Origin of the sequence: Enterobacter sp. BIDMC 27 (genome assembly GCF_000534415.1) — a bacterium.
Lineage (GTDB): Bacteria > Pseudomonadota > Gammaproteobacteria > Enterobacterales > Enterobacteriaceae > Enterobacter > Enterobacter hormaechei_C.
The window spans coordinates 3418948-3432687 of sequence record NZ_KI973178.1 but is presented as its reverse complement, the minus strand read 5'-3'; the positions used below and the strand labels follow the sequence as shown (position 1 = coordinate 3432687).

General features: G+C 55.9%; 13 protein-coding genes and 1 other annotated feature. Of the genes, 1 reads left to right on the top strand and 12 read right to left on the bottom strand.

Annotated elements, in window-relative coordinates:
• Positions 1–71 precede the first annotated feature (71 nt).
• From L463_RS06565 to L463_RS06580, 4 genes are all read right to left on the bottom strand, one after another.
• A complete protein-coding gene (locus L463_RS06565; protein ID WP_032673239.1) occupies positions 72–2258 on the bottom strand; it encodes a TonB-dependent siderophore receptor in 2187 nt (728 codons plus the stop codon).
• Between the two features lie 180 nt (positions 2259–2438).
• Entirely contained in the window at positions 2439–2978 is a 540-nt protein-coding gene (locus tag L463_RS06570; RefSeq protein ID WP_003856762.1) for a septation protein A, read from the bottom strand.
• A gap of 13 nt (positions 2979–2991) precedes the next feature.
• Entirely contained in the window at positions 2992–3735 is a 744-nt protein-coding gene (locus L463_RS06575) for a YciC family protein (protein WP_015570376.1), read from the bottom strand.
• A 25-nt stretch (positions 3736–3760) separates the two neighbouring features.
• Positions 3761–4165 (bottom strand): YkgJ family cysteine cluster protein, encoded by a 405-nt coding sequence (locus L463_RS06580; RefSeq protein ID WP_003856766.1) that lies wholly within the window; start codon positions 4163–4165, stop codon positions 3761–3763.
• A gap of 282 nt (positions 4166–4447) precedes the next feature.
• Between L463_RS06580 and ompW the strand changes: the two genes are divergently transcribed.
• The gene (gene ompW / locus L463_RS06585; protein WP_017693317.1) at positions 4448–5080 is read left to right on the top strand and encodes an outer membrane protein OmpW; all 633 of its coding nucleotides are present in this window, start codon (positions 4448–4450) and stop codon (positions 5078–5080) included.
• 286 nt (positions 5081–5366) lie between these two features.
• Here the strand turns inward: ompW and yedF are convergent, their stop codons facing one another.
• From yedF to trpL, 8 genes are all read right to left on the bottom strand, one after another.
• On the bottom strand, positions 5367–5600 hold the full coding sequence (gene yedF, locus L463_RS06590) for a sulfurtransferase-like selenium metabolism protein YedF (protein ID WP_003856774.1): 234 nt from the start codon (positions 5598–5600) through the stop codon (positions 5367–5369).
• Positions 5597–6808 carry a selenium metabolism membrane protein YedE/FdhT gene (gene yedE / locus L463_RS06595; RefSeq protein ID WP_032103378.1) on the bottom strand — a complete coding sequence of 404 codons (1212 nt, stop codon included), beginning with the start codon at positions 6806–6808 and terminating at the stop codon, positions 5597–5599. The genes yedF and yedE overlap by 4 nt, the downstream gene beginning before the upstream one ends.
• A gap of 174 nt (positions 6809–6982) precedes the next feature.
• Positions 6983–7792 (bottom strand): tryptophan synthase subunit alpha, encoded by an 810-nt coding sequence (trpA, locus tag L463_RS06600; RefSeq protein WP_015570379.1) that lies wholly within the window; start codon positions 7790–7792, stop codon positions 6983–6985.
• Positions 7792–8985, bottom strand: coding sequence for a tryptophan synthase subunit beta (gene trpB / locus L463_RS06605; RefSeq protein ID WP_003856780.1), 1194 nt, complete (start codon positions 8983–8985; stop codon positions 7792–7794). The genes trpA and trpB overlap by 1 nt, the downstream gene beginning before the upstream one ends.
• Positions 8986–8995: 10 nt before the next feature.
• Positions 8996–10354, bottom strand: coding sequence for a bifunctional indole-3-glycerol-phosphate synthase TrpC/phosphoribosylanthranilate isomerase TrpF (gene trpCF, locus L463_RS06610; RefSeq protein ID WP_023296720.1), 1359 nt, complete (start codon positions 10352–10354; stop codon positions 8996–8998).
• Between the two features lie 3 nt (positions 10355–10357).
• The gene (trpD, locus tag L463_RS06615) at positions 10358–11953 is read right to left on the bottom strand and encodes a bifunctional anthranilate synthase glutamate amidotransferase component TrpG/anthranilate phosphoribosyltransferase TrpD (RefSeq protein ID WP_023296719.1); all 1596 of its coding nucleotides are present in this window, start codon (positions 11951–11953) and stop codon (positions 10358–10360) included.
• Complete coding sequence (locus L463_RS06620; RefSeq protein ID WP_023296718.1) at positions 11953–13515, bottom strand: anthranilate synthase component 1; 1563 nt, start codon at positions 13513–13515, stop codon at positions 11953–11955. The genes trpD and L463_RS06620 overlap by 1 nt, the downstream gene beginning before the upstream one ends.
• Positions 13516–13538: 23 nt before the next feature.
• Positions 13539–13633, bottom strand: a sequence feature (Trp leader region).
• Positions 13610–13654: a trp operon leader peptide gene (gene trpL, locus L463_RS24330; protein WP_071524153.1), complete on the bottom strand. Its 45-nt coding sequence runs from the start codon at positions 13652–13654 to the stop codon at positions 13610–13612. (Overlaps the previous feature by 24 nt.)
• Between the last annotated feature and the right edge of the window lie 86 nt (positions 13655–13740).

Genomic DNA, 13740 nt, shown 5'->3' with positions numbered 1-13740 from the left:
CAGGCGGGATGCTACTATGATTTCTGGCTGGAGAGAATAGGGTTAGCGCCCGCAGAGCAGGCGCCAGCGGGTCAGAAGGACAGGGTCACGCCTGCGTAATACGCACGGCCTGGTTCGTTATAGGTCGATGCACCGTCATTTTCTCGGTAAATTTGCTTATCAAAGAGGTTGCTGATCCCGGCATTCAGGCGGAGATCTTTTGTCAGTTGATAGTTACTACCGATCCCAACGATGGAATAGGCGCTAATCTCTTTATCTGACATCGCATTCTGCTCTTTGCGGATTTCAGCATTTTCTCTTGGCTTCTGGCGGCCATACATCGTCCAGCTAAGGTTCGCTGAAAGTTTGCTGTTAACCTGCCAGTCGAGCATCGTGTTGACGGTATATTTTGGGATAATCGACAGAGGGTTGCCGGTGTCCTTACTTTCAGACTGAATCATATACGTCGCATTGGTACGCCAGGTTAGCGTGTCGCGAATAACCGGGACGGTGAGGTTGCCTTCCAGCCCCTCAACAACAGCCTTTCCTCCGTTCTGCCACTGAAGGATATTTGCGCCGCTGCTTGTCTGGCCCAGCACATCCGTTCCTGAAACAATCTTGTTTTTGTAATCGTTGCGGAACCAGGTTATGCCAGCCTCGTAGCCTTCCAGCGCGAAGGCCAGGCCAATCTCTTTGTTCACGCTGATTTCAGGATCCAGATCCGGATTACCTAACAGGTAACAGCTTCCTTCGGAAACGTTGTTCGGGCAGCCATTGCCGCGGGTGGAAAGCAGATAGCCTTCGCTGGATTGATACAGGTTTGGCGCTTTAAATACCCGAGCGATACCCGCTTTAACCTTGAACATGTCACCCAAATCCTGAGAGAGGTTCAGGCTAGGACTCCAGTTGCTGCCAAACTGATTGTGATAATCAAAGCGGAGCCCTGGGATCAGGTTGGTGCCCTGGCGCGCTTCAATATTGTCCTCAAGATAGATGCCAGTGAGGTCAGCGCTGTTTTTGCTGTTGCGCTCAGAAGCCGTACCGGGAACGCCGTTAATCACTTCTCCCGACACATTTGTCGCCTGCATTGAGGCCGGATCGTTCAGTTCATCACGGTTCCATTCTGCACCGACGGTTAGCGTCTGTTCGACCAGCCAGAAGAAAGGAATGTTCAGTTCACCCGTTGAACGGTATGACTCCAGCCGGCTGGTATCGTATTTATCGCTATTGATCATCCCCTCAACTTTGCCCGTAGAGCCTTCTTCCAGGCGGGTGTTGTTGGTCTTTTCATAATAAACACCGAACTTAGACTGACCCCAGTCCCAGATGCCGTTGTGCGTAATGCCATAGGACTGGCGGTACATTCGGTTCGTTTCGTGTCCATACAGGGACGACACCAGACCGTCAGGGCTGACGTTGCTGTTGCTGTATTGAGTATCACCCGCGTAGATATTGCCCTGGCGGCTGTAGCTGTAGTCGAAATCGATAATCTGCTGTGGCGTGAGTTTCCAGGAGAGCAGGGCATTAATGTCCTTGTTGCGCACGCCTTCACGTCCGGCGGCGTAAGAGCCGTTTTGCGCGGTGTTGATGTCCTGAGCATCTGCGTCAGTTTTGTTGATATTCCCGTACAGGCGCATCGTTAACGCATCGCCCGCAAGGGGGCCGCTCAGATCAAAATTAGCGCGTTTCGTCGCTCCCTCTTTATCATTTTCAGGCTGGTTAGTGTACAGGGAGAGCGAGCCGTGCCAGTCGTTAGTCGGGCGTTTGGTAATGATGTTGACGACGCCGCCGGCCGCCCCCGAACCATAGCGGGCGGCAGCAGGTCCCCGGAGCACTTCAATGCGCTCAACCATCTCTGGCGGAACCCAGTTGGTATCCCCGCGGGTGTCGCGCTCCCCGCGCCAGCTGTAGCGCACCGAGTTACGTGACGTCACCGGCACACCGTCAATCAGAATCAGCGTGTTCTCCGGCCCCATACCGCGGATGTCGATCTGGCGGTTGTTACCGCGGCTGCCTGTCGCGCTGTTTCCGGTGAGGTTAACCCCGGGCATTTTGCGAATAATTTCAGAAAGATCGTTAACCGGTGGATCCTTTTCTATGTCCTTTGCCGTGATGATGGAAACCCCCGGCTGTTGCTTCAGCGCCTCTTCAGCGGTGGCCTGAACAACCATTGTTTCACCATCGGCGAGAGGATCTTCCGCTGCGTGTGCGCTCTGGTATAACGTTGAAAGAATGGCGAGCGTAAGTGTAGCCGGGGCAAATCTTATTATGTTATTCATCAACTCATTTCCATTTGTTAAAAATGCGATGACGAATATTAATGATAGTCATTCTCATTACAATAAAGTGACAGCAATCTCCATAAAATCTTCATGATTCAGACATTTTCGCAGGGAGGATGTAGAGAAAAGAGAAGGCGGGAAAAGAGGCCAGACCGCGTGGCGATCTGGCCAGAAGGATCAGTGCTTGTCATCCTGCGGCATGTGGCGATAAATATAAACGCCGCTGAGCAGGGTGAAGATAAGAGTCAGCGCCGTCAGGCCAAACACCTTGAAGTTGACCCAGATATTCTGCGGCAGCCAGAATGCGATATAGATATTCGCCAGACCACACAGAATAAAAAATAGTGCCCAGGCGATATTCAGACGCCCCCACACAGCCTGCGGCAGGGTCAGTTCTTTCCCCAGCATGCGCTGGATCAGCGGCTTCTTCATCACCCACTGGCTGATGAGGAGTGCGCCCGCAAACAGGCCGTAAATCACCGTGACCTTCCATTTGATAAATTCATCATTGTGGAAGAACAACGTCAGACCACCAAACACCGCCACCATCAGGAAGGTGATGAGCGCCATCTTTTCAACTTTGCGATAGCGAACCCAGCTGTAAATCAGCACCACAGCCGTTGCCACAATCAGCGCCAGCGTGCCGGCATAAATGTCGTACAGCTTATAAAAAGCGAAAAATACGATCAGCGGTAAAAAATCAAGAAACTGCTTCATTCTGCGATCCCAGTTACTGACGAATTAACATGTACAGGCGGAACAAATAGACCAGCAGCACGGCTGAAATCAGATTGCTCAGCGTATTGGCGACAACCGCTCCGACGTTTGGCGTTAACACCGCAAAATTCGGCGCAAACAGCAACAGCAGAGTTTTGGCCAGCAGCCAGCTGATAACGGCCGGGGCGACCAGTCGCATATTGGCCCATGCGAGCCTGATGCTGCTGCGCATGGCGGTGAAAATGCCCATTTTGTCCTGCACAACCATTACTGGCGCGAATGAAAGCACGATAGCCAGCAGCACGCCCGGAACGACAACCAACATTATCCCCATCTGGACCAGCAGCGTGGTCAGGAAGATGAGGATAAACAGTTTTGGCAGCACCGGAGCGCTGGCCCCGATTGCACGTAACGCGCTGACGCGTTGGCCGGCAGACACCAGCTGGATCATCAGCAACACGCCACCCGCCAGAATGGCGTTGCCAATCAGGCCCGAGAAGGTAGATGCCGCAGATGCGCGCAGTAAGATTTGCTGTTGCTCTGGCGTCATATTCTGCACAAGGTCAAACAACCCTGCGCTGCCTGCAAGATTTTCCCCCTGGCTCAGCGTGGCAATCTGTTCATCACTGGGTGAGAACGCATGACCCAGCACCACCGTAATAAAGGCGCACAACAACGCGATCAGCAAAAAGGTAATGAACTGATTGCGGAAAAAATTTCCCGTGTCACGGTAGACAGACTTCGCCGTGATAGACATGCACTCTCCTTGAGTATTGCAGGTGTTAATTAGCCGGCAATTGTACACCGGATAACACGCTGGTGGCAGCATCAAGGCTTGTATGGAAAAGCATATCTTTGTAAAGCGGCGGTAATCCATAGCGGGCGCGGGCGCGATTGCATGCCTCATTGACCTGCCCATCCTCTCCCGACATCGCGAAAGTGCGACACGGGCTGGGGCGATCCGCGTAAATGGAACAGCGGGTGGATACCCCAGGTTCACCTTCCAGTGCCACACAGCGGCTCTGTTTTTGGTTGGTGCCGCGCATACAGCGCAGAAAAGGGGTCAAGGGTTCAGTGAGATCAACCGGAACGGTGCCGCCGCCATCGCTGGCTTCAGCCCAGTAAAAAGAGACTCGAAAATACGCACAACAGGCTCCGCACGTCATGCACGGGTTATGATCACTCATGGCACACCTGCAAAAGTAGAACGCATCAAATCACATTGTGAGAGCGATAAATTATCCAGCCGCTACAGGAAGCGCAAGAGAGGGAAAACAGAAAATTTTGTAACCATGAAATGCCAAAAATTGACGCGGTAACAACTTATTGCTTTATGAGGCGTCACCAAAAATTAACCTAGATCAATGAATGTTAACTTACTGGTTTTAATGTGATCTGTGTTAGATCACTTATTACTCATATGTGAGTATATTCTCCTCCGCAATTAAAACCACAACGATGGAGCGGATATGAAAAAATTAGCGGTGGCAGCCCTTATCTTAAGCAGTCTCTCTGGCGGCGCGTACGCGCATGAAGCAGGCGAATTCTTTATTCGTGCCGGTTCGGCAACGGTGCGTCCAACGGAAGGGTCCGATAATGTACTGGGTATGGGCGGGTTTAACGTCAGCAATAACACCCAGTTAGGCCTGACGTTCACGTATATGGCAACGGATAACGTTGGCGTCGAGCTTTTAGCCGCCACGCCATTCCGTCACCGCGTCGGTTTAGGACCGACCGGGGACATTGCCACGGTGCACCATTTACCACCAACGCTGATGGCGCAGTGGTACTTCGGCGATTCCAGCAGCAAGGTGCGCCCATATATTGGTGCAGGCGTTAACTACACCACCTTCTTTGATGAGAAATTTAACGATACCGGTAAAGAGGCCGGGCTCTCCGATCTCAGCCTGAAAGACTCGTGGGGCATGGCGGGGCAGGTTGGTCTGGATTATCTGATTAACCGTGACTGGCTGATCAACGCCTCGGTCTGGTATATGGACATTGATACGGACGTGCGCTTTAAAGCGGGCGGCCAGCAGCAAAGTATCAATACCCGTCTGGATCCGTGGGTATTTATGTTCTCAGCCGGCTATCGTTTCTGACAGAAGATATATCCCCTGCCAGTCGGTGATTGCTGTATGGTGGTTGTTCCACACACCTGGCTGGAGGGGATATCCCCAACATCAAATTTGAGTGTCCGGTTTGTGCAGGTAAACAGTTTCAGTTCACGACGTTCAGCCCAGCACATAGCCTACCTCACGGTGCTATCTGTTCCGTTTGCGGAACACGTCTCACCATTCATTCATGCCTGCCGAAGCTCAGACGACGGCGATGGCCAAAGCCAGTAAACTAGAAAAGGCCTCAGAGAGGCCTTTTTCGATCGTGAAATCACTTCTGAATTAAATAACGAATGGTTGGTCCGTCCTGCTGGATATCCAGCACGGTATAGCCGTGATTTTTGGCATCAAGCGGAATGTTATTGATCGACTGGGGGCAATCGCTCACCACTTCCAGAATTTCGCCTTTCTTTAACTGCGGTAGCGCTTCAAGCGTGGCGACGGCCGGGTAAGGACAAGGTTCACCCACCATATCGAGACGATAATCAGGCACGATCTCTTTCATGCGGCATTCTCCTGAGTTTCAGTTTTGGCGGTGGCGCGTCGGAAAAAGCGCTTCTCTTGTGCAACAACCAGTAAGAAGGCGATGAGCAGCAGGGCGTAGGTCACCAGGAGTCCCCCGAGTGGACCAAAGGTTTTCAGCAGGTTGACCTTGTCCCAGTTTGTTGCCAGTACCGGCGAGACGTCATCCCAGTAGTAGGCCAGAATTGTAGAGCCAATCACGTTACCCAGACCCACCCACCAGTAATGCACCTGGCCTTCCACGGCGCGATACATCCAGCCGGTTTCACACCCGCCCGCCAGCACAATGCCAAAACCAAACAGCAGTCCGCCAATGACGGCATTTGGGCCCGCCCACATGATTTTCGGCTCCACGCCGAGCTGAACATAGCTGAAGATGCCAATTGCGCTCACGGCCATACCAGCAATGATCGCCTTCGCCATCATGGTGCGTCCGGTGATCCACATATCGCGAAATGCGGAGGTAAAGCAGATCTGTGCACGTTCAATCAGCAAACCAAAGCCGACGCCGAACAGCATGGCCAGGCCGAGTTTGGGCTGATTCATTGCCGTGCAAATCGCCCAGGCAACCATGGCAAAAAAGACCAGCATACCGAGGCGGAAGCGACGACGCGCCTGATCGGGTTTTTGCGTTAACGGAGAGGCAGCGCTAACTTTCGTCATTTTCACCGGAATGCGGAACAGCGGCAGCAGGGTGAATTTAGCACCGAAGTAGGAGCCGATGGCGGTGGCGGCGGCAAAGAACCAGGCATGCAGCGAGAACTGCGGAATACCGGTAAAGAACGCGGCCAGATTACAGCCCATCGCCAGGCGGGCGCCAAACCCGGCAATGATGCCGCCGACCACGGCCTGCATAATGCGGATGCGGCTTTTCGGCATGCGCAACTTAACGTTGTTGGCCCACAGCGCGGCCGCAAAACAGCCGCCGAACATGCCAATGATCATCATCCCGTCGATGCGGGTCAGCGGTGTGCCCTCAAGATGGATCAGTTTGAAGTAGCCCCACTCTTCGGCATGGACGCCTGCCAGCTGTAATAGCTGCCCACCCCAGCGGGTAAACTCGCCCGTAACAGCCCAGAAGGTGCCGGTAATACCGAAATAATAAGTAGAGAGAATGCCTGCCGCGATAACGGCCGGAACAGGTGACCAGAACTTAACCAGGTAAGTCTGTTTGAAGGAATGCCATGACATGAATAACCTCTGAACTCAGAAGGGTAACGCTAAAAAGAGCCCAGATCATACGCTTACGCGAAAGTTTGGAAAGTCATTCACACCGAAAATATCGACAGGATCAATTTTGACCTGCTTCTTTCAGGAAGAGAGAAGGGAAAACCGCCTGACGCCGGGGCCAGACGGTGTTAACGGTTACGCCTTGCGCGTGGCCGCTTTCATGGATGTGACGAATGCGTGTAACTCAGCCAGCATCTGCTCTGGCTTATCCACGTTCTTCTCGATAATTTTCACGATAGCCGAACCCGAAATGGCTCCGGCGGCTTTCGCGTCAATCGCCGCAGTAACCTGATCCGGTGAAGAAATGCCAAAGCCCTGAAGCGGCGGTGCAGCATGGTATTCTGCCAGCTTCTCCACCAGATGATGCAGCGGCAGCGCGGCTTTGTTTTCCGCACCGGTGACGCCCGCACGGGAGAGCAGGTAGGTGTAACCTCGTCCGTAAGAGGCAATCTGGCGCAACAGATCGTCATCGGCATTCGGTGGACAGATGAAAATCGGCGCGACGTTGTGGCGCATTGCCGCCTGACGGAATGGCGCAGACTCTTCAACGGGCACGTCAGCCACCAGCACGGAGTCAACGCCCACGCGGGCGCACTCTGCGTAAAACGCATCAATACCGCGGCTGAACACCAGGTTGGCGTACATCAGCAGGCCGATCGGAATGGTCGGGTGCTTCTGACGGATCGCCGCCAGCATTTCAAAGCACTGGCTCGGCGTCACGCCCGCGGCAAACGCGCGTAGCGTTGCGTTCTGAATGGTCGGGCCATCCGCCAGCGGATCGGAGAACGGAATACCGAGCTCCAGCGCGTCGGCACCGGCATCAATCAGGGTGTCGATAATCTTCAGCGACTGCTCCGGGCCGGGGTCGCCCAGCGTCACGAAGGGAACGAAGGCGCCTTCCTGGCGAGCTTTCAGTTGTGCAAATGCGTTGTCGTAGCGTTCCATCAGATTTCCCCTCGTGCTTTCAGAATATCGTGAACGGTGAAGATATCTTTGTCACCGCGCCCGGAAAGGTTTACCACCAGCAGCTGCTCTTTTTCCGGGTTTTCCTTCATCATTTTCAGCGCGTGCGCCAGCGCGTGGGAAGACTCCAGCGCCGGGATGATCCCTTCATTGCGGCACAGCGTTTTGAAGGCCTCCAGCGCTTCGTCATCGGTGATGGAGACATAATCCGCGCGGCCGGTGCTGTTCAGGAACGCGTGCTGCGGCCCTACGGACGGGAAATCCAGCCCGGCAGAGATTGAGTAAGACTCCTCAATCTGCCCTTCATCGGTCTGCATCATCGGGGCCTTCATGCCGAAGTAGATCCCCACGCGGCCATGCTTCAGCGGCGCACCATGCTCGCCCGTTTCAATGCCGTGGCCGGCAGGCTCAACGCCAATCAGCCCAACGCTGGTTTCGTCGATAAAATCGGCAAACATGCCGATGGCGTTAGATCCGCCGCCAACGCAGGCGATCACCGCATCCGGCAGGCGACCCTCTTTTTCGAGGATCTGCGCTTTAGTCTCTTCGCCGATCATGCGCTGGAATTCACGCACGATGGTCGGGAACGGGTGCGGGCCCGCGGCGGTACCGAGCATGTAGTGGGCGGTTTCGTAGCTGCCAGACCAGTCGCGAAGCGCTTCATTACAGGCATCTTTCAGCGTGGCAGAACCGCTGTGCACCGGGATCACTTCCGCCCCCATAAGACGCATACGGAACACGTTTGGCGACTGGCGCTCAACGTCCTTCGCCCCCATGTAAATGCGGCATTTCAGACCGAGCAGGGCGCTGGCGAGCGCTGAGGCCACTCCGTGCTGTCCCGCGCCGGTTTCGGCGATGATTTCGGTTTTACCCATCCGCTTCGCGAGCAGCGCCTGGCCAAGCACCTGGTTAGTTTTATGCGCGCCACCGTGCAGCAGATCTTCACGCTTAAGATACAGCGTAGTTTTAGTGCCTTCGGTCAGGTTGCGGCACTTTGTCAGCGCCGTCGGACGACCGGCGTAGTTTTTCAGCAGGTCGGTAAACTCCGCCTGAAACGCCGGATCTTTCTGTGCGCTCACGAACGCTTCTTCCAGCTGGCGCAGCGCGGGCATCAGGATTTGTGGGACATACATCCCACCGAACTCACCAAAATACGGGTTAAGTAATGTCGTCATCTTCTCTTCCTTAATATGCACGCAGAGTTTTAAATACCGATGCCAGCTTGCTGGCGTCTTTAATGCCCGGTTGGGACTCTACGCCTGAATTGAAATCGAGGCCTGCGCAGCCGGTTTTGGCCGCTTCCACACAGTTATCGGGGCTTAATCCCCCCGCCAGCAGGACATTGTCCAGCACTTCGCCACGCAGCAGTGACCAGTCAAAACGCTGCCCCGTGCCGCCCTGGCCGTTGTCGAGCACGTATTTATCAACATGCTTCAGGTTACGCGCGGGCAGGGTGGCGCCAACGCTTTGCGCTTTCCAGATCTGAACCTGAGGCGCCAGAACATGTCGCAGAGCATCGATGTACGCCTGATCTTCATCGCCGTGCAGCTGGACCGCGCTCAGGGATAACGCGTCCGCTTTTGCCGCAACGTCGTTAATATCCGCATTGCGGAACACGCCCACGTAGCTCAGAGGCGCAGCCGCCATCACCTTGTGCGCCTGTTCCTCATTAACGGCGCGAGGAGAGGACTCAACAAAGATCAGACCACCATAGATCGCGCCCGCTTCATATGCGGCCTGCGCATCCTGTTCACGGGTCAGGCCGCAGACTTTGTTCTCACCCAACAGCACGCGGCGCACGGCCGCATTAAGATCGTCGTGTTCCATCATCGCGGAGCCGATCAGGAAACCGTTGGCAAAGTGGCTGAGTTCGCGCACCTGAGCGTAGCTGTTAATCCCGGATTCGCTGATCACCGTGACGCCCGCGCCCAGACGCGGCGCAAGCTGGCGCGTACGGTTGAGGTCAATCGACAGGTCGCGCAGGTCGCGGTTGTTAATGCCGACCACTTTGGCTTCCAGCGCGATGGCGCGCTCCAGCTCCTCTTCGTTGCTCACTTCGGTCAGCACGCCCATATTCAGGCTGTGCGCGACGGCGGAGAGCTGGCGATACTGCTCGTCATTCAGCACGGAGAGCATCAGCAGGCAGGCATCGGCCTGGTAAAAGCGCGCCAGCCAGATCTGATATGGGTCGATAATAAAGTCTTTGCACAGAATCGGCTGCGGCGCGATGCCGCTGACAACGGGCAGAAAATCAAAGCTGCCCTGAAAATATTTCTCATCCGTCAGCACAGAAATGGCAGACGCATGATGCTTGTAAATACCGGCAATACGCGCCGGGTCGAAATCGTCGCGGATCACGCCTTTGGACGGAGACGCTTTTTTACACTCCAGAATAAACGCAGTACGCGCGCCCTGGAGCGCATCATAAAAACGACGGCTGCTCGGAACGACGTCATTCTGAAAACTGGCGAGCGGCTGCTGTTGCTTACGGGCTTCCACCCAGATGGCCTTATCGGCGACGATTTTCGCTAAAACGGTCTGCATTATTTACCCTCTTGCCGCAAGTGCGGTAACGCGATCGTAAGCTGCACCGGAGCGCAGCACGTCCAGAACTTTTTGGGCGTTGGCTTTCAGATCTTCCTCGCCATGTAAACGCATCAGCATGGCTACGTTGGCCGCCACGGCGGCCTCATGGGCGGCCTCACCTTTACCTTGTAATAAGCGCGTGAGAATGTCACGGTTTTCTTCCGGCGTGCCGCCCGCCAGGGCGTCCTGATGGTACGGGGTCAACCCGAAGTCAGCGGCCTCAAGCTGATAGTTCAGCACTTCACCGTTATTCAGTTCCGCCACCAGCGTGGGCGCATGCAGGGATACTTCATCCATCCCGCCGCTGTGTACCACGGCGGCGCGTTGGTAACCGAGGACGCGCAGCGTCTCCGCAATCGGCAGGACCAGCTCCGGGCTGTAAACGCCAATCAGCGCCAGCGGCGGGTGCGCCGGGTTAATGAGTGGACCGAGCACGTTAAACAGCGTGCGGGTTTTGAGCTGCTGGCGAACCGGCATCGCGTGGCGGAAACCGGTGTGATACTTCGGCGCGAACAGGAAACAGACGCCCAGATCATCCAGCGCTTCACGGGAACGCTCGGCGTTCATGTCCAGGTTGATACCGAAAGCCGCCAGCAGGTCGGACGATCCGGAACGGCTGGACACGCTGCGGTTGCCGTGTTTCGCCACTTTCAGACCGCATGCCGCGGCCACAAAGGCGCTGGCAGTGGAAATATTGATACTGTTACTGCCGTCGCCACCGGTCCCGACAATATCGGCAAACGGATAGTCCGGGCGCGGGAACGGGGCGGCATTTTCCAGTAGCGCGGTTGCCGCACCGGCGATCTCCTGTGGGCTTTCGCCGCGTACCTTCATGCTCACCAGCGCAGCGGCCAGCTGCTCAGGCTTCAGCTCACCGCGCACGACGGCGGAGAACAGCTGGTGGCTCTCCTGCTGGCTCAGGGTCTGGGCCTGATACAGTTTTTCCAGAATCGGTTGCAGGGTGTTGGTCTGCTCCAGCTTTTGCAGCGCCCAGTCGAGCGTTTGCTCCAGCAGGCGCGCGCCGCTGGACGTCAGGATAGATTCCGGGTGGAACTGCATTCCGCAGACGCGATCCGCATCGTGACGCACCGCCATCACCATCCCTTCAAACGAGGCGTTAATGGTCAGCCCGGCCGGAATATTGCTGCCGACCAGCGAGTGGTAACGCGCTACCGGAAGCGGGTTCGGCAGCCCGGCAAACATCGCCTGACCGTCATGTTCAATACTTGACGCTTTACCATGCAGGATCTCCCCCGCCTGACCCACGTAGCCGCCGTAGGCTTCGACAATCGCCTGATGGCCGAGGCAGATGCCGATAATCGGCAGCTTGCCGCGCATACGGGTCAACAGCTCAGGCATACAGCCCGCTTCGCTCGGCGCGCCTGGTCCCGGGGAGAGCATCAGCACCGGGTTTTGCATGGTCGCCAGACGGTCAATCAACGTCTGGGCCGGAACGTGGTTGCGATAGATAACGACGTTATGACCATTCGCACGCAGCTGATCTGCCAGGTTGTAGGTAAAGGAGTCGATATTATCGAGCAGCAGAATGTCAGCCATCAGAAAATCTCCTGTGCATGGTGTGCGGTAGCAATAGCGCGCAGTACCGCGCGCGCTTTACTGCGGGTTTCGTCGGCTTCCGACTGCGGAACAGAATCCAGCACAATACCGGCCCCGGCCTGGACGGTAGCAATGCCGTCTTCAACGTAGGCGGAGCGGATCACGATGCAGGTATCGAGGTCACCGTGAGCGGTGAAATAGCCCACCGCACCACCGTAGCTGCCGCGACGGCGTCCTTCCGCTTCGGCGATCAGCTGCATGGCGCGGACTTTCGGCGCGCCGCTCAGGGTGCCCATGTTCATGCAGGCGCGGTAGGCGTGCAGAACGTCGAGGTCGTGGCGCAGTTCACCCACCACGCGGGAGACCAGGTGCATGACGAAGGAGTAGCGGTCGACTTTGGTCAGGTCCGCCACGTAGCGGCTGCCTGGCGTGCAAATGCGTGCCAGATCGTTACGCGCCAGGTCAACCAGCATCAGGTGTTCGGAGAGCTCTTTATGGTCGGTACGCATTTCCAGTTCGATGCGGCTGTCGAGATCGCGATCCAGGGAGCCATCGGCACGACGGCCGCGTGGACGGGTTCCCGCTATCGGGTAGATCTCAATCTGGCGGCTGGTGGCGTCGTACTTGAGGGAGCTTTCCGGCGACGCGCCAAACAGGGTGAAATCATTGTCCTGCATAAAGAACATGTACGGGCTTGGGTTGCTCTTTTTCAGCACATCGTAAGCCGCCAGCGGCGACGGGCAGGGCAGTGAAAAGCGACGGGACGGCACCACCTGGAAAATCTCCCCGGCACGAATCGCTTTTTGCATCTGACGCACCACTGCGCCGTACTGGTCGTCGGTCTGACTCACCTCGCAGGTCATCTTTTCAACACGCTGCACCGGGAGCGCGGGCGGTGCTTCTGACATCTGCTGTTGCAGTTGGGCGATGCGCTGCGCGAGGCGATTTTTCTCAGACTCAGACGGCGTGAAAAGGCTGGCCTGGATGCGGGTATATTTTTTCTGATGGTCGATCACCAGCAGGGTTTCGGCCAGGTAGAAACAGTAGTCCGGGCAGCGGTTTCCCTGCTCGGTTTCCGGTAAATTTTCAAAGCCAGCAACCAGGTCGTAAGCAAACAGCCCGCCAAAGAACATTGCTTCGCGCTCATCTTCCGGCACGGCCACCAGATTTTGCAGCAGGCGGAAGGCGTCAAAAACGGAGAGCGAGCAGAGGCGGGCGTCCTCATCCAGCAGCTGGCTTACCGGTGGGAAATGCAGAATTCGCAGGTCCGGATGACGCTCATTTTCAATGCCTGAAGGCAGCGCCGCATCCAGCAGCGGCAGGAGCGACGCGCCATTGTCAGACAACGCCCTGATAGTGACGGTGTCACCTAACGCGGTAATGCGCAGCGCGCTGTCAACCAGCAGCAGGCTTTTGAGGTCGTCCTTACTGTCGATATCAGCTGACTCCAGCAGCAGCGTCGCGGGACGTGCGCCGCACACCTGATGAAACAGCGCGGTAGGGTTATGGCGATAGGCCGCCTCGCAGGTCAGCAGTTCGAGATGAGGTTTGGCTGTTTGCATGTTGTTGTTCTCATATTCTGTTCAAAAAAAAGCCCGCTGGGTAGCGGGCCGGGTATCTGTTTGCATTTCGCAGACGCGTGACACTGCCCGAAGATCAGGAAGTACGCCACCAACCGTGCAGAGCGAAATGTGCTGTCATTTTCAGATACCTTTCTCGTGTGAACTTGCGTACTAGTTAACTAGTTCGATGGCGTGTTGTCAACCCCTGATTTCAGTATTTCACGG